Source organism: Bacteroidales bacterium, assembly GCA_016707785.1.
Taxonomy (GTDB): Bacteria; Bacteroidota; Bacteroidia; order Bacteroidales; family UBA4417; genus UBA4417.
On the sequence record JADJGZ010000014.1, the window covers coordinates 106,253 to 132,039 of the forward strand.

The window sequence follows — 25,787 nt, forward strand, 5'->3', positions numbered from 1 at the left end:
CCAAAGACCTATGAAATTTTCCCATCTGCAGAAAGTACTAGTTTCTTTTGTATTATTTGGCCTGGTTGTGCTCTTTGCCGGTTGCCCATATTCCAGTTCTGTTCCTATCGATGAAGGGAGTCTGAAAGTTCCTGAGTACCTGGATGGTAAATGGGTGCGTACTTCGGATAAGGATTCTGAGAGCCCTACCTATTTTGAGATCAAAAAGGACGACAAGAACCATGCAACATTGATGAAATATGAGTTTTCATCCAGTGATTCCATCTATGAAAGTACTACCTACCATCTTACATTTTCTGATGTTGATGGTGACGTATTTATGAATGCCATTGAAGAAGGTGGATCCAGCTATTCTCTTTTCAAATACATGTATGATGAAAAGACGAATGAGATCACTACTTATGAAGTAACTGATTACATAAAGGAAACCTTCAACTCTTCCAGCGAATTGAAGAGTTTTATCAGTAAGAACAAGGATGTAAGTTATTTCTATACTACTACTATTGATAATTACACCAGAATGTAGTTTTATTTGATAATCCATTGATAATTAAAGCAATGGAATCAAATCCCTAAATAGCCGGATCAGCTTTTCTTCTGCTAGTCCGGCTGTTTTTATGATATCATCAATATCGGCAGGCAGGAGGTTATCAGGATCACATTCATCAGTGAGTACAGAAATGGCTGCACAAGGCATATTCATATGATTAGCTGTTATCACCTCAGGTACAGTTGACATACCAACGGCATCAGCTCCTATGGTTCTTAGAAACCTGTATTCAGCTCTTGTTTCAAGATTAGGACCGGAAACTGCAACATATACTCCCTGATGTAAAGGAATGTTTAGTTTTACAGCAAGATCACGTAATAGTTGATTAATTTTTTGGGAATAGGGCCGGCTCATATCGGGAAACCTGGGGCCAAGTTCATCAATATTGCTGCCAATCAGTGGATTACCAGGCAGAAGGTTAATATGGTCATCAAGGAGCATCAGATCACCCTTGCGATAGGCTGGATTCATGGCACCGGCGGCGTTGGAAAGTAATAGCCATTTAATTCCCATAAGTTTCATCACCCTGATTGGGAATGTCACCTCCTGAAATGAATAACCTTCATAGAAATGGAATCTACCCTGCATGGCCAGCACCTTTTTATTGCCGAGATTTCCATAAATGAGTTTCCCTTTATGAAATTCAACAGTTGCTAACGGAAAATGAGGGATATCACTATAGTCAAGCTGCTGGAGGATGTCGATTTCATTGATGAGTTTACCCAGTCCGGTACCCAGTACAATTCCTATCTCCGGGGCTATCATCCCTTTATGTTGAAGAAAATCAGCGGTCTCTTTTATCCTGTTAAACATAAGTTGAGTCAATGGGTTATTAATTATAGAGCTACTTTCGGAAATTTGCAGATGTAGCTAAGATACGGAATTAGATATTCTTAAAGATGGTTTAGATTTCTCGAGTAGAAGATTGTTTAGAATTCAGGAGTCAGAATTCAAGAATCCAAGAATCCAAGAATTCAGAATGTCTTCTCTGCAGAAAAGTCGGAAAGTTAATAATGTGCACAATATTTGGAAACTATTCCGGCCCGCCTGACTGATGCTTATCCACATGAAAATTCTCACTTTATTCAGTCGGGCAGGCTTCAGAATTCTTCGGGAAATAGTATTTTTAGACATTCTCATAATTTACTCAAATTCTTCCAATTGAATACTACTGATGCTCAAAGATTTAAGGAACAATTAGACAAGAGTGTCTCCTGGCCTTCTGTTTATATGTTTAAGATTATTTTCCTGGCCGATCACCGGAGATATGCTTTGGTTCGAAGTAAATTTCCTGATGAGGCCCGGTTTTTTGAAAAGCAATCCTCCAAGGGTAAATATATTAGTATTACAGTTAAGGAGGTGATGCTTAATGCGGATGAGGTTGTAAAACGATACCAGGAAATTTCGGAAATAGAAGGTGTACTTCTTTTGTAGTTGAAACAGAGTCCTAAGCAGGACTTCCAGACTTCGGACGATTAGTTCGGGTGTAATTTCTTCCTAATTGGAAACAGATTACTATGTATCCAAAAACCAACCTTATTCTTTAACCAACCTTAGTAGCAATGGTTATTTAAGGATTTAAACCTTATTCCCTTATTAGTGTCTTACTTCTCAATTCCAAATTCGTTGATCTTCAATCGTTAATCAAAATGCTCTTGAATATGGATTGTCGACTAACAGACCATCAGAAATCAGGACAATAGGGATTTCCTTGTATTGCCTATTGTGCCTTTCTATTGTGAACTATTGTGTCTATTGTGTTTAAGCTCATGTGCATTTTACAATTTTTTTGAACCACAATAGGCACATAGAACACAATAGGGATTTCCTTGTATTGCCTATTGTGCCTTTCTATTGTGAACTATTGTGTCTATTGTGTTTAAAACTCATGTGCATACTGCAATTTTTTTCCTGACTTCGGACGATTAGTGCGGGTGCAATTTCTTCCATATTGGAAACAGATTGCTATGTATCCAAAAACCAACCTTATTCTTTAACCAACCTTAGTAGCAATGGTTATTTAAGGAATTAAACCTTATTCCTTATTATTTTTTTCAGGGTTTTCTGATACTTATGAAGAAACTTATAATATTCTACTTCAAAAGTTTTTATTCGAAGATATTCATGTTGATATAGAATAAGGTAATAAGGTTAGGTAAATTAAGGGATTTCTTCTTGTTACTAAGGTTAAGAAAACAAGATAAGGTTTTATCGACTTTTCAAATAAAAAACATGTTGTAAAAATAGCCATTTGTGCGGCAAAACTTAAAAACATTAGTTTTATCTTATTAATAATCAGCAACTTTAAAAGTCGTTCAAGCTAAAATTCACAGACTGTCAGATTTGCCCACAAGATCGAAAATGGTTGACTGATTTGGGTTCCAATTGCCGGGCCAAGTGCCCCGAAGGGGAGCCTTTGGCTCTGGGTTAATCATTTTGGATTTCGGATTTTGGTCCGCCAGCTGGCGGATGGGTCTTGGATTTTAGATTTTGAATTTTGCAATTTGCAATTTACAATTTGCTTTTTTCATTTTTTCATTAGTCAGGAGAGCCCTAAGCAGGACTTGATTGATCATCAGAAAGCTTTCGAAATCCATATAAAACAAACATCCCGACTTTTGGCCGGGACGTTCGAAAGCATAAAAGTGAGGATTAATTTTTATGGTAAAATAGCATGAGCAGCAGCTGTGGAGTTATTGTCAACAATTGCCATATCAGATCCATCAACGATTCCGTCACCGGTTGCATCTTCCGGCACGTAACCGGTCACTGCAGCTGTACTCGAGTTATCAACAACTGCCATATCGGAGCCATCCACAATTCTGTCCTGTGTAATGTCGGCTCCATATATCGCCCAATAGCCACCTGCCATGAGTTTCATGTTGTTCCCGTAAGCTTTGGCAGCAGCATCAGTAAAATTGTAAGTGATTGCCCCCCCTGAAACTGTTAACGGAACGGCAGATGTAGTTTCAAGACTGTTCCGATGTTTCACAGTAACATAGTAAGATCCACTGAGGAAACCCGGAAAGGTTGCCGATAGGGCACCTGAAGTACTCAGGTTAACATTTGGGATGGAATAGGCAATAGTAGCATAGGATGCTGCATTGTGAAGTTCAATTGTGACCCTGTCAGCTGTAGTGCCTGGAAATTGGTCGCCACTGGCATTCTGAGCTTTCCGCATTACTCCTCCACTATTATATAAACCTTCAAGCAGGACAGTAAGAGTAGCATTATTATTGGGGAGTACCTGGTAGCCTGTAAATGTTCCAAAAGTTGAAACGGCATTTGCGGTTAAGAGGTCGGATGCAGTATTAGTGATACTAAAATAATCAACCAAACCAGGGTTTACTCTTACGCAATAAATGGAACTTTCGGTGCCAACCACATCAGCAGGAACATATTTGAAACTTGCATTGCAGTTAAAACCGGTTATTCCACTTTGAGTTACATCCCAGTAGCGGTTTAAGTAACTACCTCCGGGTGTTCCGGGATAAACAGCATTGGTTAGTTTTACCCCGGCGTAGCAATTGGCAGGGAAAGTGCCTGCGATAAAATTGAGAGTAACAGGCGAGTATTCAGCTGTTCCGGTATTATCGCCAACAGGAAAGACAAAGCTGCCTGGACCGGTATAAAGTTTTCGTAATTCTCCGGTACCGGTCGCAACTACCATTGCAGCTGATGAAGGAGCTCCACCAATTGCAGCTGTAGTCCCCAGGGTTAGATTATTGGCACCCAGGATAACCTGTCCAGAGGTTAAGGTAAGAGTTCCATTAATCCTGTTTTCTCCACCATTGGTCAGACCCGTTGGATTATTGAGTGTAAGGTTCTGGATTACATTGCTGCCATTAAGCGCCTGGTTTACAGTTCCTGAAAAATGCAAAGTTCCGGAGCCTACAGCATTGGCAGATGCATTTTCATTAACAAGATTTTTCTTCAAAACAACTGTACCGGCATTATCAAGGACGCCACCACTTTTAATTGTAAGGCTTTCCATCGATACGATTGTTGTTCCTGCAACTACTTTTAATGTAGTTCCGGATGTGATTACATTTTCAGCATGCAACTGGGTTATCATAATGGAAAAGAAGCACATTATTGCAGAAAAAGCAGGGAATGCTGAAAAACCAGATATTGTTTTCTTTTTGTAGAACTTTTTCATAAGGAGGGATATTAAGGTATGCTTCGTTTTATTCAGTGATTGAGTTGATGAAGCAATTCACATTACTAAATTAAGTTTTTTTGTCGCTTTTTGTTCAATGTTAACTTCAAAAAGATTGATTTATTTATTGGCAGGGGTTACAGAGCTTACATATTTCCCCATCACAGGAGGAGGCGAAAGGGCTTCACATGATCCAAGTGTTGCTTTAAACAGGTTACCAGCCCTTGCATGAAAGCCCGTTGATAATACAACATTGTTTCCTGCTTTATAAGTGACATCTGTACCTAAACCCCCAGTGATGACCCTGGATGATGTTACACTACTACTTGCTTCATAAAGCTGAAACCCGGTGTAATTTGGGTTACTGGGGTCATTTGCGGGAGTAAGAAGATAGGCAATCGGACAACTGGTATACAATCCAGATGACCAAAGCCCCCGGCCATAGGTTGCAGCTCTAATAACTCCTGATGCTTCATTGATTTCAAGGTCAGAAACCGGAACATTAGGCAGCCCATTCTGGAATGGAATCCAATCGCCTGTATTTACATCCCTGTAATAGACTCCAAGATCAGTTCCAATATAAAGAGCATCGTCAGGTGATCCATTATTATCCTGATAGGCAATACAGTTCATGACAATATTTGGCAATGTACCGGAAATATTAGTCCAGCTGGCTCCTCCATCAATAGATTTATACACTTTTTGTCCTGCATTATAATTTCCTACGGTTACAAATACATCCAGACTGTTATCAGGATTTACAGCAATAGATGTAATTGAATTGCTTGATAAACCCGTTGAGATAAGTGTCCAACTGGCAGCTGCATCATCAGACCGCCATATGGATGTTCCTGATGCAGAATATACTCTATTTGTATTACTTGTGCCAATAGCCATTGCACTTGTTCCTGAAACTCCCATATTCGTCCATGAACTGCCACCATTTATACTTTTGTAAACATCGTCATAACCACCATAAATGATACTGGCATTTGATGGGTTCATAATATAAGGCGTAACCCATGGTCCGGAAGCCGGTTTGATACCCGTCCAAGTAGCTCCCCCATCAGTTGACTTAACTAAAGTTCCATATTGCCGGGAATAATACATGATATTGGAATTGGAATGATCGATCATAGCATCCATGCCATCGGCTCCCTGAATGTGAGTCATAATAGTACTACCGGTCCATTTGTTTGAGCCATTATCCTGTGTGCCACCAATGAGTAAATTAGAATTGGTTTCAATGCCTGCAATCCGGTACCATTGTGTATTGGCAATGCCAGCGGTAAGATCAGTCCAGTTCAAACCAAAATCAGTGGATCTGAAAACGCCTCCATCACTGCAGCAATAGAGGTAATTATTCAGTGGATTGATAGCAAGGTCATGGATATCAGCATGGGTATATCCAATTGTATTTCCCCGGGTGTCCCACCAGGATGTTATAGTCCAGGAAGTCCCCCAATTGCCTGAAGACCATGTATTGATACCACCGACAATTACATCTGCATTGTTGGTCCTTGAAACGGCTACAGCAAGGTCGTAGGTGGTTTGTTCATCGGTATCATTTCCATTCGTGGCATATCCCAGGAGGTTTGGAGTTGTTGACCGAACGGAAAAACTGGTACCGCTATTGGTAGACAGGAAAAATCCTTTGAATGCACCGACAGCTGTAGATGGCCCACTGAAAAGGTAAACATAGTTTGGTGCATTGGGTGAAACAGCAATAGCAATTCGCCATGCTCCAACTGGCATACCTGTAGTAACCTGAGTCCAGGTATCACCTGTATTAACAGAACGATAAAAAGTAGAAGTGCCTGATACATAAACAACTGTAGGGTCACCTGGTTTAAACTCAATATCCCGGTAATCACCATCCAGGACCTCAGTCCAGGAAGTTCCACCGTTAGTAGTTTTGTAAATACCAAGGGTAGTAACTGCCATCAGGATACTACTATTTGTAGGATGCATAATGAGTTTATATCCCCTGACATCATTAGCTACTGTCCAGGAAAGGCTGGTACTTGACCAGGTAACGCCCCCGTCAATGGTTTTTAATACGCCAATGGATTTTGTGTCTCCGCCATCTCCATCTCCTGTAAGAATGTACCTGATATTGGTGTTATTGTAGTCAACAGCAATGCCAGATACTCCTATTCTCGGCATCCCATCTGTGAGGGGTGTCCAGGAGGTGCCACCATTAGTGGTTTCCCATAAGCCACCGGAAGGCATGCCGAGCCAAAAAGTATTGGCTAAAGAGGGGTGAAAGCATATTACGTTAACGCGGCCTACACCCGGATTCCATCCTGCCAGGTTGGTATAGCTGGTTGGGCCTAAGTTTGCCCAATAGCCGGCTGAGACAAGAGGACTATCATTGTTAGGATTGGCATATCGTTCCTGTTCCTGGAGATAAGCTTCAAGATTACGGGCTTCTGTATTTGTGATTTTACCATCAGGTGTTAAACGGGTTTGGTTGTAGTACTCCCAACGTTTCCATTGTTTGTAACCTGTCCCTTGCCCTTTGTCCCGGGCAGAGTAGTATTGCTCAACGGTATTCTGAATGGCTGAGAAATCATTTGTTACTGGTTTCAGCCACATTTCAGAAGGGGAAGATAATTGTCCGAAGACTATTCCCCCCATTATTACCGCAATTATTGTTAATAATAGGGTTATATATTTTTTCATAACTTGAAATATCTTGATTTTGTTTTTACACAATCATATCGATACCTTTTAGTGTTTGCTATTTCCCGGGTTGAGAGCTTTTAGGCTGATCATCTGGCCCTTTATAATCCCGATAACTAGTAACCTTTACTGTATAGGCAGGTTTTGGCTGATCGTCAGGAGCCTGGATCTTTCTGAAATCGAGATTCCCTTTTACCGTTTTACCTGCGGGTTGTTTGTCGCTATCAGCAGATTGTGAAGAAGGAGCAATCACTGCAGGCTTTTCATGAACTATCAGTAAAGATTTTGATTCCTTATCAGCATTTTCTTTCAGAATCTTTTCTTCGTTTTTTGTAGCCTTAGGTTTGGCATTGGTTTCACCATAGTCCTTTTCTAAAGGAAATTCTTTCGTGGTGAGTTTTGGGTCTACTGCCATTGTCGGGGGCTTTGAAGGATTGTCCATGCCGGAAGATTGCACTCTTGTTTTTTGTTCTGCACTAAGCTTAGGGTCTTCCGGTGCGCCACCAATGTATTGTTCCTGTTGCTGCTTTATTCCGGCAGCAGTTGGAGGATTTTGTTTATCCTGCGCATGAACGATTGAAAGTCCTAGAAGAAGCAGCAAGGATAAAGTGATTAATATTTTTGAATTCATCTGTAGGATCTTTAGTTGAGTGAATCTAACTTACTTTTTAAGCGAAGTCTGGATTTTTTCGTTTTCAACCTTGAGAACATTAATCTCTTTTTGAAGATCTGTTATGAGCTTATTTTGCTCAATCAGATGTAGCGTAAGTTCCTCAACTTTTTCCAGTAATTTACCCTGCATATCACCGATCACGATTCCGTTTTTTTCTACTTCTGCAGCAGGAGGGAGGCCAGGAAGGTGTTTATTCAGTTTTATGCTTTTTTCAAGTTCAGGTAATGACATTAATTTATAGTCATTTGAGAATACATAATCAGGCCAGCTGGCTAATGCCTGGACCAATACTTCTGTACAGGCTATTTTCCCGTTTACGGAAAGAGAGTAACCGGTTGCCTGGGTGGTAGTGCCGATTCTCAGGTCGTTGCTAACGTATACACTCCCGCTACTAAAATAACCGGCCCAATTGGTAGTTCCGCCTGAGGCTGTTCCATAAATTCCTATTCTTGTTCCGACTCCACTGCCATAGGCTTCACCAAAAACACCATATGCAAAGCTTGTATAAGTGGTCGAATTTGCCTGCCCTCTTACTCCCATCCAGCCACCTTCTCCGTAAACTCCAATACCATAACCCGGTGCCGGTTTCGAAATCCCTTCCAGGGCCCTGGTATCAATTGTTCTGGTGTGAAGGACCTGGGAGGATAATAGTGTCGACAATGAGTCTGCAGCACCTTCACCGCCCATAAATCCCTCAATCAATACCCTGCCTTTGTAACGGCCGGCATAATTGGTCCCAGCGCCTTTTGCCTGTCCGTAAAGGCCATAATTTGTGGATGAAAGATTGATCCCATCTGATATAAAAATACCGGCATAATTCTCGGAATTATCATCATTATTCCAGCCATACACTGCTGTTCCATTACCTCCTGCATTGGGTTTTATACCCAGTACACCGGCATTTACCACATCTAAAGGTGTACCTAGTAATGAGGGTTCCAGAACCCCAAGCATCCCGGTAGCATAAACGAATGAACTTTCGTCATTTCCCCTGATGGCTGCTTTCCCAGAAAAATAGTTTGTGACATTTAATCCATAGTTATCAGGATTGGTTAAGCCAATCCCAACTCTTCCGACATTATAATAAATATCAGCTCCACTAAGCTGCCAGTAATCATTTGAAGAAGATCCTATTCGTTGCCAGGTTGCTCCATCAAAATAGTAGTAACCAGAAGTTGCGTCAGTCTGAAAAATGAGCAATCCGGTAACAGGAGCTGCCGGTCGCTGAGCAAATGTCATGCGGGGAATAAGTACCCCTTTTCCGGTAGCAGTTACATCCAGCATTGCAGAAGAATGTGGCGCAGCACCTGTGGTATTGATAGCCATCTGGGCTTTAAGAGATGCACTAAATACGATAGTAAAAATGAAAAAAACCATCCACGTTAGAAATAATGAACAGTTCTCACCTGATTTAGGTAAAATTGTTTTCATAGAAGGGGATTTTAGGTTTCTAAACAGAAATTTGGTTAATGAAAGATACTACATTTTTTCCGGATGTCCAAACTTTTTTTATTAAAACATGTAGAGTTCTACATATGTAATATGTTGATAATGAATATAAAGTTGGTGTGGAATAGTCTATAACATCAGCCTGAGTAATTGATTTAGCTTGCATTTATATGAAAATAGATTAATTGTATATTAGTTATTTATTGGAATTATTAGAGACAATTTAAATTTCACATATTTATGTTTAATGATAACAAAAAACGAATTCTAGAATCCAAGCCAAAGGATTTCCTTCGGGAGAATTCATCCGCATGAGGAGGCCCGATTTTTTGAAAAGCAATCCTCCAAGGGTAAATATATTAGTATTACAGTTAAGGAGGTGATGCTTAATGGATGAGGTTGTAAAACGATACCAGGAAATTTCTGAAATAGAAGGTGTACTTCTTTTGTAGTTGAAACAGAGTCCTAAGCAGGACTTGATTGATCATCAGAAAGCTTACGAAATCCATATAAAACAAACATCCCGACTTTTGGCCGGGATGTGTATCGCTAAGGGGGTTAGCCGGACACAGAAAGCAAAAAAGCTACATAGATTTTGTGTTATGTGTTAGATTGTTCGGTAAAAACAATTACTTGGTATTGTGTAAATTTTTCTTTTTTTGGTAAAATACATGAGCAGCAGCTGTGGAGTTATTGTCAACAATTGCCATATCTGATCCATCAACGATTCCGTCACCGGTTGCATCTTCCGGCACGTAACCGGTCACTGCAGCTGTACTTGAGTTATCAACAACTGCCATATCGGAGCCATCCACAATTCTGTCCTGTGTAATGTCGGCTCCATATATCGCCCAATAGCCACCTGCCATGAGTTTCATGTTGTTCCCGTAAGCTTTGGCAGCAGCATCAGTAAAATTGTAAGTGATTGCCCCCCCTGAAACTGTTAACGGAACGGCAGATGTAGTTTCAAGACTGTTCCGATGTTTCACGGTAACATAATAGGATCCACTGAGGAAACCCGGAAAGGTTGCCGATAGGGCACCTGAAGTACTCAGGTTAACATTTGGGATGGAATAGGCAATAGTAGCATAGGATGCTGCATTGTGAAGTTCAATTGTAACCCTGTCAGCTGTAGTGCCTGGAAATTGGTCGCCACTGGCATTCTGAGCTTTCCGCATCACTCCGCCACTATTATATAATCCTTCAAGTAACAAAGTGAGTGAAGCATTATTATTGGGGAGCACCTGGTAGCCTGTAAAGGTTCCAAAAGTTGAAACGGCATTTGCGGTTAAGAGGTCGGATGCAGTATTAGTGATACTAAAATAATCAACCAAACCAGGGTTTACTCTTACGCAATAAATAGAACTTTCGGTGCCAACCACATCAGCAGGAACATATTTGAAACTTGCATTGCAGTTAAAACCGGTTATTCCACTTTGAGTTACATCCCAGTAGCGGTTTAAGTAACTACCACCGGGTGTTCCGGGATAAACAGCATTGGTTAGTTTTACCCCGGCGTAGCAATTGGCAGGGAAAGTGCCTGCGATAAAATTGAGAGTAACAGGCGAGTATTCAGCTGTTCCGGTATTATCGCCAACAGGAAAGACAAAGCTGCCTGGACCGGTATAAAGTTTTCGTAATTCTCCGGTACCGGTCGCAACTACCATTGCAGCTGATGAAGGAGCTCCGCCAATTGCAGCTGTTGTACCCAGGGTTAGATTATTGGCACCCAGGATAACCTGTCCAGAGGTTAAGGTAAGAGTTCCATTAATCCTGTTTTCTCCACCATTGGTCAGACCCGTTGGATTATTGAGTGTAAGGTTCTGGATTACATTGCTGCCATTAAGCGCCTGGTTTACGGATCCTGAAAAGAGAAGGGTTCCGGAACCTACTGCATTAGCAGAAGCATTTTCGTTAACAAGATTTTTCTTCAAAACAACTGTACCGGCATTATCAAGGACGCCACCACTTTTAATTGTGAGGCTTTCCATTGATACTATAATTGTTCCCGAAACTACTTTCATGGTGGTTCCAGAAGAGATGATGTTTTCAGCATACATCACCGGTGAGCTGAATATAAGGAATAGAAATGTGACGAAAAACGTGAGAACTAACAACCTTGGCTGTTTGTTGTATTGCGTAACAGTGGTTTTCATAACTGCAGGTATTAGTTGGGTTTTTGGTTTTCAGCTGAAGAAATAAATGTTATATATGAATAATGTACAAAAATAACATTTTTCCAGCAATTAAATTCATTCGTTAATTTATAAGCAAGAATTAATCCTGCTGTTGATTCTCCAGGGATGAAATGGAACCCATGTAGCGACCCATCATCGGCGGAGCAACAGCGTCGCATGGACCGAGTCTGGCGTTGAAAAGGTTGCCTTCCTGTGCATGAAAACCAGTTGTTAGGGTGATGCTGTTTCCTGCTTTATAGTTAACGTCAGTACCTAACCCACCTGTAATTACCCTGGAAGAGGTTATAGTGCTACTTGCTTCATAACTCTGCACACCGGTATAGTTTGGGTTGGAAGGGTCATTGCCTGTGGTTAGCCCATAACTGGTCGGACAGGCCGAATAAAGTCCTGATGACCAGAGTCCCCTGCCAAAAGTACCAGCCCGGATAAGTCCGACAGTTTCGTTGATTTCAAGATCAAAAACCGGTACATTCGGCAGACCATTCTGGAAGAGAATCCAGTCGCCAATAGTGTTATTCCTGTAATAGACTCCCAGGTCAGTTCCAATGTAGAGCGCATCATCAGGTGCTCCATCAGTGTCCTGATAGGCAATACAATTCATGATAATATTGGGCAGAGAACCGGAGATATTTGTCCAGGTTGCACCACCATCCGCGGATCGGTATACCTTTTGTCCGGCAACATAGTTTCCAACGGTAACAAATACATCCAGGCTATTATCCGGGTTAACGACAATCCCGGTAATGGAATTGCCCCCGAGACCTGCTGAAATGCTTGTCCAGGTACCGGCTGCATCATCTGAACGCCAGATTGAAGCTGAAGAAGCTGCATAGATCCTGCTGGTATTACTGGTTCCCATCGCCATAGCACTGCTTCCTGATATACCTGTATTGGTCCAGCTTGATCCTCCGTTCGTGCTCTTATAAACGTCAGTGTAACCCGCATAAATCGTATTTGCATTGGATGGGCTCATGATATAAGGTGTAACCCATGTTCCTGTGGAACCTGCAGGCTGTATTCCTGACCATGTAGCGCCAGCATCTGTTGATTTTATGAGGATGCCGTTTTGCCTGGAATAATACATGATATTGGAATTGCTATGATCAATCATTGCATCCATGCCATCCGCACCTTGAATATGGGTATAGGTGGTTGTGCCGGTCCATTTATTGGATCCATTGTCCTGAGTACCTCCAACAAGCAGGTTGGAGTTTGTTTCAATCCCTGCAATCCTGTACCATTGGGTAATAGCAATCCCTGGTGTTAGGTCGGTCCAGGTAGATCCAAAGTTGGTTGAACGGAAAACTCCGCCATCGCTCACACAATAAAGATAATTGTTAACAGGATTGATTTCAAGTCCATGAATATCGGCATGGGTATAACCAATGGTGTTACCCCTGGTATCCCACCATGATGTTATTGTCCAGTTTGCGCCACCGTCAGTTGAGGCCCAGGTGTTTATCCCGCCTACAATCACATCCAGTGCATCGGTAGTGGAAACGGCCATAGCCAGGTCGTAGGTGGTCTGGTGATCAGAATCGTTCCCTGTTGAAGAATAACCGAGGAGGTTAGGTGTTGTTGCCCGAACTGAAAAGCTGGCACCACTATTGGTAGAGCGGTATACTCCTTTGAAAGCTCCCACCGCTGTAGTAGGGCCTCCGAAAAGGTACACATAGGAGGAGTTAGCCGGAGTAACAGCGATTGAAATCCTGGAGCAACCACTGGGCATACCGGAAGTGATCTGTGTCCAGGTTCCGCCGGTATCTGTTGAACGATAGAAGGTTGATGTACCTGAAACATATACATAAGTGGGATCGCCTGGTTTAAATTCGATGTCACGGTACGAACCACTGAGCACCTCGGTCCATGTTGTGCCGCTGTTTGTGGTCTTAAAAACCCCGATATTGGTTACGGCAAAAAGGATTGAGCTGTTGGTCGGATGCATAATGAGTTTGTATCCTCTCACATTTTCTGAAACAGTCCAGCTAAGTCCTGAACTATACCAGGTCTGACCTCCGTTAATGGTCTTAAGGACACCGATAGAATAGGTATCACCACCATCACCATCACCGGTTAGGAGGTACATGATGTCAGTATTGCCGGGATTGATGGCAATACCGGAAACGCCAAGCCTTGGCATCCCATCGGTTAACGGGGTCCAGGAGGTACCCCCGGTGGTTGTTTTCCATAGTCCGCCTGAAGGTGTTCCAACATAGAAAATGCTGCCATTGGAAGGGTGGAACTCAATGCAGTTGACTCTTCCAACTCCGGGATTCCATCCGGCAAGATTGGTGTAATTGGTAGGACCCAGGGATTCCCAATAGCCAGAAGTGACCAGCGGACTGTCGTTATCGGAGTTGTTAAGGCTTTCCTGGATTTCATTGTAAGCATCCAGGCTCCTGGCTTCGATGTTGGTGATTTTACCATCAGGGGTCAGACGGGTTTGATTAAAATACTCCCATCGTTTCCATTGTTTATAACCGGTACCCTGGCCTTTGTCGCGGGTAGCGTAGTATTCTTCCACGGTGTTCTGAATAGTGGCAAAGTCCTTTGTCGGAGGATCCAGCCACATATCAGAAGGGGCAAAACCCTGTCCGTAAACAAGGCTGCCGACAATCACCGTAAAAAGCGTGATTATTTGTCGTATATATTGTCTCATAACTAAAAGTCTAAAGTTTAGTACTATCTGTTGAACAACAAGCCTGATGATTATTTCCCGGGCGAAGTGCCTTTGGGTTGATCATTCGGACCGCTGATCTCACGATAATTTACCACTTTACCTTTTTCGGGAGAGGCTGGCTGATCATTTGATCCGTTTACTTTCCTGAAATCGGTAACTGTCTTGGGCTTCTGCCCTTCTGGTTGTTCCTGCACTGCAGGACTTTGAGAAGTTTTGGCAGAGGAGCTGGCAGCCTGGCCTTGTTTTGCAAGGGCTGCTCTTTCCTGTTCTTCCTTCAGTGGGTTTTCCACCAGTCCTGCTGTTGGTTTAGCATTGGAACTGCCACAAAACTTCTCAGGGTCTACCCCAAAATCAGCTGAGCGGGAATCCTGCTTAATAACAGGTTTTGAAGGATTATTTTCGCCGGCGTGCAGGAGCATCTCCTTCTGTTCCGGTGTCATTTTAGGATCGAAAGGATCTCCAGGCAGGAATACTGGATCCTGCTGGACAGAAACAGCTGGTTTTTGCTGCTGTTTCCCGGAATCCTGGGCTCGGACTGCAAGTATGCTGCAAGCCAGCAGGATCGTTATCATGAATAATATTCTTGATTTCATTTCAGAGGAAATTTAGGGAAACATGAATGTTTTACCGCTTAATCGAATGCTTGTTAGCTTCATTTTCAGCTTTCAAGGCTTTAACTTCCTGCTGAAGGTCTATAATCAGCTTGTTTTGGTCGATCAGGTGCAGGGTGAGTTCCTCGACCTTTTCAACCAGCCTGGTTTGCATTTCACCGAGGCTGATACCGTTTTTCTCGACTTCCCTCGCTGAAGGGATACCGGGTAGATGTTTGTTGATTTTGATGCTGTTTTCAAGTTCGGGAAGGCTCATCAGCTCGTAGTTTTCGGAGAAAACGTAATCTGGCCAGCTGGAAGTAGCCTGCACCAGCACTTCCGTGCATGCAATTTTGCCATTTACTGACAAGGCATAACCTGTAGCCTGGGTAGAAGTTCCGACCCTGAGGTCGCTGCTGACAACAACATCCCCGGAAAAGTAACCGGCGTAATTATTATCGCCACCGGCAGCAAAACCATAAACTCCGTAAGCTGTTCCACCAGTACCTGAATATCCGTAACCGTAAACCCCTGCTATTGAGCCTGAATAGCCTGCACCATCTGCAAATCCATATACCCCGCGATAACCACCACTGCCATAAACACCGATGCCATAACCGGGCTGAGGCCGGGAATATGCATCAATAGCACGAGTGTCATGAAGAGCGGGTATGTGTGACCTGGGATGTCAGCACATTCGCTGTTGAGTCTGCACCGCCGGTACCACCATTATGTCCCTGGATAAGCATTCTACCCCGCATTTGGGCTGCATAATTTATCAGTGCTCCTTTTGATTCAGCAAAAAGAGCATAATTTGTTGCAGTAGTTGATACACCGTCTGACACGAACAAGCCTGCATAATTTTCTGTGTTGTCATCGTTATTCCAGCCATACACGGCAGTTCCATTGCCTCCTGCATTGGGTTTTATTCCCAATACCCCTGCATTCACAACATCAACAGGTGCACCAAGAGACATTGGCTCCAACACACCAAGCATACCGGTGGCATAAACGAAAGCGCTTTCATCATTCCCCCTGACAGCAGCTTTTCCACTAACATAATTTGTAACATTCAAGCCATAGTTATCCGGATTTGTCAGGCCTATACCTACCCTACCGGCATTGAAGTAAATATCAGCGCCACTCGGTTGCCAGTAATCGTTTGAAGAACTTCCTATTTTTTGCCAGGCGGCACCATCATAATAGTAGAAGCCGGCTACTCCGTCAGTTTGGTAAATGATTAAACCGGCAACGGGAGAAGCAGGACGCTGAGCAAACGTCATACGTGGTGCAAGGATCCCTTTCCCGGTTGCTTTAACATCCAGCATAGCTGATCCATTGGGTGCAGTTCCATCTGTATTGATAGCCATCTGTGCAGTAACTCTGATACCGCTGGCCATCAAAAAAAACACAAGAACCATCCACTTAATATCTATGGATAAAAGGTTCTTTTGTGAGAGAGGTAAAGAATATCTCATGAGGGTTGGGTTTTGGGTAAATGTTAGATTTTGAATGTGTGAAAATAAGTTAGAAATCCGGAGTTAGTGAAAACTTCTGCAGTAAAATGAATAGAATTATGAAATTTAGACAGCATCGGAAGGCTAATATATTGAATATTACATATATAACTAAGTATATGTATATAAAGATTCTAAATAGTATATTTAAACTACAGAATAACAGGGAGTTGAATGCACTTATGTGTAATTAGGATATAATTCAGACTGACAAGGTTAGGTAAAAACAGTGAAATTTGAATGAGACCTGCCGGGAGGATTAACCGTTCGTGAATTGACAGATCGCAAACCTATTCTGTTAGGGTATAATTCTATCTGATGCTTAGAACTTTATTATTTCAGCGATGATTGATTATCGTTTACCATACTTTGCAGCAGTAATTCAAGTTCCCTGATGCGTAAATTTTGCATGCTGATGGCTGATGTAAGGGCTTCAATTCTTTTCACAAGAGCTTCATTAAGATCGAGGATACTCAAGTTAATATCATCTGTATTGTCCGGAGAAATTTCTTTGTTGACAAATTCCGGCTTGTTTATGGTTTGGTTATCTGGTCGCTCATAGTCATTTATTCTTTTAAGCAAAGGATAAGCATCTGCGAGGATCAGATCATATCCATAGATTTTCCCTTGTACCATAAGTGCCGGGGTTTGAGTATTCTGGGTATTAACTTTCAAACCATTGGCGATAAAGCATTCACCATCAAAATATCCGGCCCAGTTTACATTTCCTCCTGTTGCCGAACCATAAACTCCTACAGCAGTTCCATCCAATCCTGAGGTTGAGAGCCCTTGTACTCCATAAACCCATCCACTATAACCAGCACCATTAGCTTCTCCATAAATGCCTTTCCAACCTCCGGATCCTTTGATTCCCACGCCGTAGCCGGGTTTGGGCAATGATATTCCTTCGATAGCCCTGGAGTCGGAAGGTTGACTATGGCGCACCTGGACTGATAATAAAGTGCTAAGGGAGTCAGCTGAAGCTGAGTTACCGTTGTTGCCTTCGATCAGGACTCTTCCTTTAAATTGTCCGGCATAATTGATCGCAGCGCCCCTTGCTTCTGCATAAAGTGCATAGTTATTATTGACACTGGCACCATCGGTGATGAAGATCCCTGAATAGTTGGATGCATTGTCATCATTATTCCATCCGTAGATAGCAGCTCCATTATTTCCTGCATTAGGTTTAATGCCCAGAACACCAACATTCATCACACTGAATGGAACACCCATAAGCACAGGGCCTAATGCTCCCAACATTCCTGATGCAAATATATTGGGTGCAATCTCGACATTTCCCTTTACTGCAGCCTTGCCATTCAAGTAGTTTGTTACTTTCAACCCATTATTTTCAGAAGTGGTCGACCCAATGGAAACCCTGCCGCTACTGAAATATATATCCTGGCCTGTCGGCAGCCAATAATCAGCAAGGGCAGATCCAAAACGTTGCCAAATAAGACCATCAAAAAAGTAGTATCCCGGATTTGATCCATCTGTCTGGTATATCATGAGACCGGTTGCAGGATTTACAGGCCTGTTTGCGAATGTCACCCTTGGTGGCAGAAAGCCCAGGTTGGAGGCTTTAATATCCAGCATTGCAGAAATATGTGGAGTAGTTCCATCGGAATTGATTGCAACCTGGGCATTTACCAGGGTTGTCAGTGTCAGGAATATGACTGTCAGAAGAATCCGTGTAAGGATAATGACCTTGTTATTACCTATTAAGGAAAGAGAAATAGAGTGCATGGCAGTATATGTATTAGTGATGGATGAAGAAAATCCTATACTAGGTTAAAATTACGAAATATATTATGCTTTTTTGTAATTAATATGTTAATAAAGAGGTTGTTACCTTCAATTTAGAATTGTAGAATGCATAATGAATTGATTTTATACGTTCTAAGAAGTTGTTATTTGAAAGAATTCTAAATAGTGCTTTTACAGGATGATGGATAAACTATATATAAAACTAAGTGAAAGGGATGTAATTTATGCTTAGTACCTAAATCAAAAGGGAGTTTCTTTGAAAGTCACTTGATTCATGGCATGGAGAATGGAATATAACTTACATAATAACAATGTGTTATAAGTCATTTTCTCTTTTCATGGCTGACTTAAAAATTGGAATGATTCATTTTGATCCAGTTCTTAAGAGCGCTGAATTCTTTTTCAAAGTTTGGGGTAAGGATATTTTTATTCAAGAGGTTTTCAATATCTCTCAGGTTCCAGAATCGTCCATCAGAAATCTCATCAGGATTATAGCTGATGGAGCCATTATATTGAGTGATAAAAGAGAATACCAACTCAGCTTCCATGCTAGAATCCCAGCGGTATTTCAGGAAAGGAGTGAATGTGAATTCTGAAAGATTAAGTTCTTCCAAAGCTTCCCTTTTCAATGCGGCTTCAATGGTTTCATTCAGTCCAATATGTCCGCCAACTGCAGTATCCCACATACCTGGCTGAATATCCTTATTAGCATTTCTTTTCTGAAGGTAAACCTCTCCTTTTTGATTGATCACATGTAAATGAACAACAGGGTGTAGAATCATGGTTTTTGAATGAGCCTGGGACCTGCTTACTTTACCAATCGTACGGCCATCTTCATCCACCATTGGAAACCATTCTTCAGTTGCTTCTACAGCCTTGTTTTTTTTTCTGCCAGCCATGAATATCCATCCAAAATAAACTGCAAAAAAGATATAAAGCAAAAAACCACTGATGAAAGCCCATGTGGCTTTTGACATGAAAAATGCTGAATATACTATTAAGACGGTATGGATGAGGAACATCCAAAAAAGAGCAAGAAAGGTTTTTTTAAGTTCTTTCTGATGATCAGGATCGATGGAGATATCTTTAAGGAATCTCTTTGAGTACAGAAGGAGGATATTCTTGTTGGAGAAAGTGGATAAGCCTATGATAACCAAGAAAATGCAATTGATTAAAGCAGGTTTGAGTTTAAAGAAAATTTCATCACTTGAAATCAGGGAGACACCACCAAGAATCAGTAATAAAGCTGTGTCAAAAATGATAAACCAATCAAATCTTCTTTCTTTCAGGAGTATAAAAATCAGTTCGCCTAAACCAAAAGCAATGGCAACAATCAAGCCCGTTTTGGTTCCCCACACAGCATCAGCAACAAGAAAGATGAGGATTGGGAACAATCCGGGTAACATCTTTTTAAAGAGATCCCAAGGTTGTTGATTCATAGATAGTATTCAATAAAAAAGGGAGTTCATCAGAACTCCCTTTTAAAATTTCTCAAACTTATTTTGCGTAGGAAATGGCTCTTGTTTCCCTGATGACAGTGATCTTGATCTGACCGGGATAGGTCATCTCTTCCTGGATTTTCCGGGACAGGTCATAGGATATTTGGTTGGATTCTTCATCAGAAACCTTATCAGCGCCAACAATAACACGTAATTCACGACCAGCTTGAATAGCATAGGTTTTTACAACTCCCGGATAGGAGAGTGCAAGTTCTTCCAGTTTATTAAGGCGTTGGATATAGGCTTCCACAACTTCACGGCGGGCTCCAGGTCTGGCACCACTGATAGCATCACATACCTGAACAATAGGAGCAATCAGTGTCTCCATTTCAACTTCATCGTGGTGTGCGCCAATTGCGTTGCAGATATCAGGAAGTTCCTTGTGTTTTTCGGCCAGTTTCATCCCAAGGATTGCATGTGGAAGTTCAGCCTCATTTTCAGCGACCTTACCAATATCATGAAGTAATCCGGCGCGTTTCGCTTTCTTAACATTCAGTCCAAGTTCTGCGGCCATTGTAGCGCAGAGATTGGCAACTTCTCTTGAATGCTGAAGGAGATTCTGTCCGTAAGAAGAGCGGTATTTCATCTTACCAATCAGACGAACCAATTCTGGATGAAGTCCATGGATTCCGAGATCAATTGTGGTACGTTTACCTGTTTCAATGATCTCCTGTTCGACCTGTTTTTTAGTTTTAGCTACAACTTCTTCAATACGGGCCGGGTGAATACGTCCGTCTGTTACCAGTTTATGTAACGACAACCGGGCAACTTCTCGGCGAACAGGGTCAAATCCGGAAAGGATAATAGCATCAGGAGAATCATCGATAATAATTTCGATACCTGTTAATGCCTCGAGTGTGCGGATATTTCTACCTTCCCTGCCAATGATACGGCCTTTAATTTCTTCATTCTCAATATTGAAAACGGAAACAGTATTTTCAATTGCCTGTTCAGCAGCAGTGCGCTGAATAGTTTCAATGATAATCTTCTTGGCTTCGGTATTTGCTTTTAGCTTGGCATCTTCAATGATCTCATTGATCTGCCCCATGGCTTCGCTTTTTGCGACATCTTTCAAGCTTTCAATAAGTTGAGCCTTTGCTTCTTCGGCTGAGAGACCGGAGATATGTTCCAATTTCTCAATATGAATTTTATGAGCTTTTTCAACATCCTGAAGCTTCCTGGTTACGATTTCTTTTTGTTGGTCCAGGTTGGTTTTGAGATCAGTAGCTTCTTTAATCTTTTTTTGTGATTCTTCTATTTTTTGGGAAAGTTGTTGTTCTTTCTGGACGAGTTGTTGTTCTTTTTGTTTGAGTCTATTTTCAAACTTGTTGAGTTGGTTATCTTTTTCGTTAATTTCTTTTTCGTGCTCTGATTTTAACTGGAGGAATTTTTCCTTCGCTTGAAGGATTTTTTCCTTTTTTGTGACTTCGGCTTTAGTTTCGGCATCCTGCAGAAGATGTATGCTTTTCTTTTCAATGGCCTTTCGAAGGAAAGTAACTGCCATGATGAAACCTAATGCGATACCTGCTATTGCCGCAACTGCCCCTAACATAGTACTGCCCATTGCGTAGTAATTAAGTGTGAAACATATATTGAGGGCAAGGATCAGGAAAGAAAAAAAACCCGCTATTAATTCAGTGTTTTGGGAAACCCCAAAACGACAAGATTAGGGTTGCCTGAAATCGTCGGGCTTCCACTGTTATCTCCGGATAAGCGGAGTACCACCTGGGTGGCTGAGGCCTGTCCTGTTACTTCATAAGGTCTGCCCTTATTGAAAAGTGTTGAGTTTCCAAACGAAATGAATTAAAGCGGGTTTGTCTTAAATATTTTCAAAGAACGTAATGGATCAATCTTTTAATGCTTCCGTTAGTGAGTTGTCAATTGAAGTCAATGTATCATGCAATTGATTTTGAATGAATCCTGATTCTTCTTCAGCATTCAATGCATCAGTTGCAAAATGCAAAGCCGCCATCGCCAATAAGTCTTGCTTGTCATTGTAGCTATATGTATTGGCATAGAGGTTAATTTGATCGTCAACGAGTTTTGCTGCCTTTCTTATGGATTTTTCCTCTGCACGTTTCACAAACAAGCGATAAGGTCTGTTTGCAATATGAATTGTGACTCCGAGTTCATCCGTCATGGGCAAGTTATATCGGGTGGTTGTTTAAAAGATCAATACATCTGTCAAGTTCCCGCAATAGTTCGTTTAATTTCTTTCTTGCATCTGCTGAATCCTTGCCTTTTGGGATTGCTTTTGCAATTTTTATTGCTTGTATTCTTTCTTCGAGTTCTTGTGTAGATTGTTTGATTTGTTCGTTGGTTTTTTCCAGCTCAAGGTACTTGTTTTTTAAAGAATCATATGCAGCCTGCAGGTTATTGATTTTGTCCACCAGTTTCCTGGTTTTATACTCAATGCCTTTTGCGAGCGTTCCAATAGGTTGCATATCATTCTTGAAAGTTCATTACCTTCTACGGCAAAAATATACAAACTGGGTAAGCGAAGCAAATTTATTATTTATCGCCCTGTCTCCGAAATGTAATACATATTTCTTAACTTTGCGAATAATATTATTAAGTTTACAATTCTTAAGAAGAGACTTTAAAAATGACCTGCCAATTACCGAAACATGCCTGTTTGCTTCTCCTGATGATAGTGGGTTTGGGATTTCATTCTAAAACCCTGGCTTATAAACCAAAAGCCTTTACTGAAACCCAGGATATAAATGTGTATTTGGATTGTAAAACGTGGTGTGATGTCAATTACATCAAAAGGGAGATTTCATTTGTCAACTACATGATTGACAGGTTTGATGCGAATGTTTACCTGATGATTAACGGACGACCCACAGGTGCCGGGGGATTGGAAGTAAGCCTCGTTTTCAATGGTCAAAAGGAGTTTGGTGGTTTGAATGATACATTAGTGTTTTTCCGGTATGCGACTGAATCGAATGATGATTACCGTCAGAAAATGGTGAGGATGATGAAAATCGGTCTAACCCGTTACCTGGGCAGAACAAGCCTTGCTTCTTCAGTAATTATATCCTTACCCCTTGACTCTGCCGGAAATACTGCAAAACCCGCTGCTGCTGAAATAGATAAATGGGATTCCTGGGTATTCAGTATGGGGGCATCAGGGGGATTGAGCGGGAATGATTTTACCAGGAGTAGCAGGGCTGCGGCAAGTTTAAAAGCGTCGAGGGTGACTGAAAAAATAAAAATGTCCTATAGCAATTATACCAGCTATGATAAACAGGTTTATTTCTATGATGAGGATACTCTTGTTACTGAGAATACCAATTACAGCGGTGATGCGACCGTTGTGGCCAGTGTTACGGATCATTGGTCAGTAGGTGGTTTTGGTTCCATCGACAAGAGTACTTATAATAATTACAGGATTTCACTGGCCATCAATCCTTCAGTGGAATATAGCCTGTTTTCCTATGAGCAATCGTCCACTAAATCAGTAACTCTCTTTTACCAGGTAGGCCCGTCTTACAGGGAGTATCATGATAGCTCCTATTATGGGAAGTTGCAGGAAACGATTTTTTCTCAGAATCTCTCGCTAAATGCCGGGGTTGTTAAAAAATGGGGGAGCATGTGGACATCGCTGGGATGGAATAATTATTTGAATTCCTTTGATTTGGAAGGTGTAAGTATCAGTGGATTCACTGTTCATTCCTTTTCTCTGAATGGCGGAGTTGATGTGCGGGTTGTCAAAGGTCTTTCCTTCAATATGCATGGATCTGCCTATTTCAATAAAGGGATTAATCCGAATATTCCTTTGGCCAGTTTTACAAGGGATGACCTTCTTACCAATTCCCGGGTTTTACCAACGAATCAAAGTTTCTATTTTAATATGGGAATCAGTTATCGGTTTGGTTCTATGTTCAGTAATGTCGTGAATCCAAGGTTTGGAGGTGCCGGGACCTGAGTGCCGAGGGAGAGCCTTTGGCTCTGAGTGCTGGGTGCTGAGTGCTGAGTGCTGAGTGCCGAGGTGCCGGAGTGCCGGGGAGTTGGGGCGATGGAGAGATGGGGTGCCAGAGTGCTGGATGCCGGGGAGACGGGGAGCCCCAAAGGGGAGCCTTTGGCTCTGGGTGCTTGATTGCTGGATTGTGCTGGTGCTGAGTGCTGGGTGCTGAGTGCTGAGTGCTGAGTGCTGGAGTGCCGGAGTGCCGAAGTGATGGAGTGCCGGGGAACTGGGGTGCCAGAGTGCTGGATGCCGGAGTGAAAGGGTGCAGGGGAGACGGGGAGCCCCAAAGGGGAGCCTTCGGCTCATTTTTCATTTTGATTTTGAATTTTTGATTTTTTTCATTTTTCATTTTGCATTTTTCATTTTGCATTTTGCATTTTTCATTTTGCCTTCAAATGACCTCACTGTTCTTATTTTGCAACAAGGAGCCTCAGGTTGTATGTTGCTGATTTTGAGGGATCAGAAATGTTGCATAGATACATTCCAGGATTTAATCCACCAACCTCAAGTTGAAAAGTACTTCCGTTTAATTTGAAGGGTACTTCAATTATTTGCCCTGCCAGATTGGTAATGTGCACCTGCATGTTCATGGCATCAAAAGGCATATCAATGTAGGCAGTATTGACAGCAGGATTTGGGAATAACAGAGGTTGTGCAATAAATGATTGTGATTCCGGAATTTCCACACTGCAAATTCCAGGCATGTTTTGGTCAAGCCAGTTCAGACGAAGTGATATCCAGGCCTTAAATCCATCAATTTCACCCTGGAAGGTGGATGGTATCAAACCGACAACCGGAGTCCCTACATTTAATCCAAGAATGGGCCAGCGTATATAATGCCTTTCCTGTGCCTCCCAGAGATAGGTTGCATTGCTGTCGATATAGTTAAAGAGTTGTTCTTCGCTTAACAAACCGGATCTTAATTCCGTATACCTGCATTTTATCTTGTTCGCGAACCAGGGGTCCTGAAGCAGCCTGATATGCCATCCGGGTGAACTTACATCAGGATAACAATCATTTACCATATAAGCCCATCCACTTCCATCAGTGTTTTTAAAGATCTGGCATTCATCGATATTTTTCCAGGCCCAGTCGAAGTCCCATACAGGCCCTAATTTGATCCTTCTGTCAAGGCTGTCCCGATCCTTATGAAAGAAAAAACTCTTTTTAAACCCATCGTTATTGCGGGATAATTCATTTACCAGGAAATAGTCGATAAAGGCCTTCTCATCAATAAAAGGGCGGTATCCAAAAACAGGGTCCTTGAAGTTATTGCTATAGAGAGCGGATTCAAAGCTGCTGACATAGCTTTTGATATAGTTCTTTTGCTGCAAGGTAATGATTGCCGGGTCAGGATATTCATAAACATAATGCACATCAAAATTTTGATGTCCAATAGGATGATACGGGGATTGCCAGCTATTGTCCTGGTCCCAGTAATCTATTTTGAATATATATCCTCCGGTGAGTGGCTCTCCGCTGTTTTCAAGTTCAGTAAGTTTTGCGATATCCACCCTGCCGTCATCACGTTTTATTTTTTCCCCGAAAATATAAATTCCCTGGTACACATTATTGACCATGACTTCGCAGAAACGGGTCCGGGAAGCATATTCCCCCATATCATTGAATAATTTGAATGCCAGGGTATTCCTCATGAAGACCTTATCGTTGTAATTCGCCAGGAGAACCCAATCACTTTCTTCTGGGAATCCGAATAAGGGTACATCCAGGTCATTCTGGTTTCCATCACGGGTTTCAACAGCATAAGGCTTTTGTGGCAGCCATGCCGAGAAATGTCCGCGGACTTCAATGCCTATGTTGCCATCATAGATATTTCCGGGATCATTGATATGGTTGACCTGACCTGCCCCATTATCAATGATTTTCATCACACCTGGAATTTTAGGCTCATCAGGGATAGGAATCCCGAAAGTGCTGATAATTACAATTGGCAGGTTACTTTGGGTAAACTGTTGAGCTTTGGCTATAATAGCAATGCAAAGAATGAGTAGTGTTGAAAAGGCACGGATCACTTTAATCGTTTGAAATC

General features: G+C 41.9%; 19 protein-coding genes. 3 read left to right on the plus strand and 16 right to left on the minus strand.

Going from position 1 to position 25,787, the window contains the following annotated elements; all coding sequences use genetic code 11:
* Positions 1 to 10: 10 nt before the first annotated feature.
* Entirely contained in the window at positions 11 to 526 is a 516-nt protein-coding gene (locus IPH84_09600; protein MBK7173472.1) for a hypothetical protein, read from the plus strand.
* A 24-nt stretch (positions 527 to 550) separates the two neighbouring features.
* Here the strand turns inward: IPH84_09600 and IPH84_09605 are convergent, their stop codons facing one another.
* Positions 551 to 1,363 carry a purine-nucleoside phosphorylase gene (locus tag IPH84_09605; GenBank protein ID MBK7173473.1) on the minus strand — a complete coding sequence of 271 codons (813 nt, stop codon included), beginning with the start codon at positions 1,361 to 1,363 and terminating at the stop codon, positions 551 to 553.
* Between the two features lie 213 nt (positions 1,364 to 1,576).
* Here IPH84_09605 and IPH84_09610 point away from each other — a divergent pair, with 213 nt between their 5' ends.
* Positions 1,577 to 1,984 carry a DUF493 domain-containing protein gene (locus IPH84_09610; GenBank protein ID MBK7173474.1) on the plus strand — a complete coding sequence of 136 codons (408 nt, stop codon included), beginning with the start codon at positions 1,577 to 1,579 and terminating at the stop codon, positions 1,982 to 1,984.
* 1,225 nt (positions 1,985 to 3,209) lie between these two features.
* On the opposite strand, the gene IPH84_09615 is transcribed toward IPH84_09610, so the two are convergent.
* From IPH84_09615 to IPH84_09680, 14 genes are all read right to left on the minus strand, one after another.
* Positions 3,210 to 4,709 (minus strand): hypothetical protein, encoded by a 1,500-nt coding sequence (locus IPH84_09615; protein MBK7173475.1) that lies wholly within the window; start codon positions 4,707 to 4,709, stop codon positions 3,210 to 3,212.
* Between the two features lie 120 nt (positions 4,710 to 4,829).
* Positions 4,830 to 7,394, minus strand: coding sequence for a hypothetical protein (locus IPH84_09620; protein ID MBK7173476.1), 2,565 nt, complete (start codon positions 7,392 to 7,394; stop codon positions 4,830 to 4,832).
* A gap of 58 nt (positions 7,395 to 7,452) precedes the next feature.
* Positions 7,453 to 8,025, minus strand: coding sequence for a hypothetical protein (locus tag IPH84_09625; GenBank protein ID MBK7173477.1), 573 nt, complete (start codon positions 8,023 to 8,025; stop codon positions 7,453 to 7,455).
* Positions 8,026 to 8,055: 30 nt separating this feature from the next.
* Complete coding sequence (locus tag IPH84_09630; protein ID MBK7173478.1) at positions 8,056 to 9,498, minus strand: hypothetical protein; 1,443 nt, start codon at positions 9,496 to 9,498, stop codon at positions 8,056 to 8,058.
* A gap of 647 nt (positions 9,499 to 10,145) precedes the next feature.
* The gene (locus IPH84_09635) at positions 10,146 to 11,672 is read right to left on the minus strand and encodes a hypothetical protein (GenBank protein MBK7173479.1); all 1,527 of its coding nucleotides are present in this window, start codon (positions 11,670 to 11,672) and stop codon (positions 10,146 to 10,148) included.
* A gap of 121 nt (positions 11,673 to 11,793) precedes the next feature.
* Positions 11,794 to 14,373, minus strand: coding sequence for a hypothetical protein (locus IPH84_09640; protein MBK7173480.1), 2,580 nt, complete (start codon positions 14,371 to 14,373; stop codon positions 11,794 to 11,796).
* Between the two features lie 50 nt (positions 14,374 to 14,423).
* The gene (locus tag IPH84_09645) at positions 14,424 to 14,987 is read right to left on the minus strand and encodes a hypothetical protein (GenBank protein ID MBK7173481.1); all 564 of its coding nucleotides are present in this window, start codon (positions 14,985 to 14,987) and stop codon (positions 14,424 to 14,426) included.
* A 31-nt stretch (positions 14,988 to 15,018) separates the two neighbouring features.
* Positions 15,019 to 15,354, minus strand: a complete 336-nt coding sequence (locus IPH84_09650) for a hypothetical protein (protein MBK7173482.1) — start codon at positions 15,352 to 15,354, stop codon at positions 15,019 to 15,021.
* 286 nt (positions 15,355 to 15,640) lie between these two features.
* Positions 15,641 to 16,462, minus strand: coding sequence for a hypothetical protein (locus IPH84_09655; protein ID MBK7173483.1), 822 nt, complete (start codon positions 16,460 to 16,462; stop codon positions 15,641 to 15,643).
* A 372-nt stretch (positions 16,463 to 16,834) separates the two neighbouring features.
* Positions 16,835 to 18,247, minus strand: coding sequence for a hypothetical protein (locus IPH84_09660; protein MBK7173484.1), 1,413 nt, complete (start codon positions 18,245 to 18,247; stop codon positions 16,835 to 16,837).
* Between the two features lie 368 nt (positions 18,248 to 18,615).
* Positions 18,616 to 19,707, minus strand: a complete 1,092-nt coding sequence (locus tag IPH84_09665; GenBank protein ID MBK7173485.1) for an NUDIX domain-containing protein — start codon at positions 19,705 to 19,707, stop codon at positions 18,616 to 18,618.
* 58 nt (positions 19,708 to 19,765) lie between these two features.
* Positions 19,766 to 21,331, minus strand: a complete 1,566-nt coding sequence (gene rny / locus IPH84_09670) for a ribonuclease Y (GenBank protein ID MBK7173486.1) — start codon at positions 21,329 to 21,331, stop codon at positions 19,766 to 19,768.
* A gap of 282 nt (positions 21,332 to 21,613) precedes the next feature.
* A complete protein-coding gene (locus IPH84_09675; GenBank protein MBK7173487.1) occupies positions 21,614 to 21,907 on the minus strand; it encodes a cell division protein ZapA in 294 nt (97 codons plus the stop codon).
* A 7-nt stretch (positions 21,908 to 21,914) separates the two neighbouring features.
* Complete coding sequence (locus IPH84_09680; protein ID MBK7173488.1) at positions 21,915 to 22,157, minus strand: hypothetical protein; 243 nt, start codon at positions 22,155 to 22,157, stop codon at positions 21,915 to 21,917.
* A gap of 215 nt (positions 22,158 to 22,372) precedes the next feature.
* Between IPH84_09680 and IPH84_09685 the strand changes: the two genes are divergently transcribed.
* Positions 22,373 to 23,698: a hypothetical protein gene (locus tag IPH84_09685; GenBank protein MBK7173489.1), complete on the plus strand. Its 1,326-nt coding sequence runs from the start codon at positions 22,373 to 22,375 to the stop codon at positions 23,696 to 23,698.
* A gap of 449 nt (positions 23,699 to 24,147) precedes the next feature.
* Here the strand turns inward: IPH84_09685 and IPH84_09690 are convergent, their stop codons facing one another.
* Positions 24,148 to 25,770 carry a CotH kinase family protein gene (locus tag IPH84_09690; GenBank protein ID MBK7173490.1) on the minus strand — a complete coding sequence of 541 codons (1,623 nt, stop codon included), beginning with the start codon at positions 25,768 to 25,770 and terminating at the stop codon, positions 24,148 to 24,150.
* Positions 25,771 to 25,787: the final 17 nt, after the last annotated feature.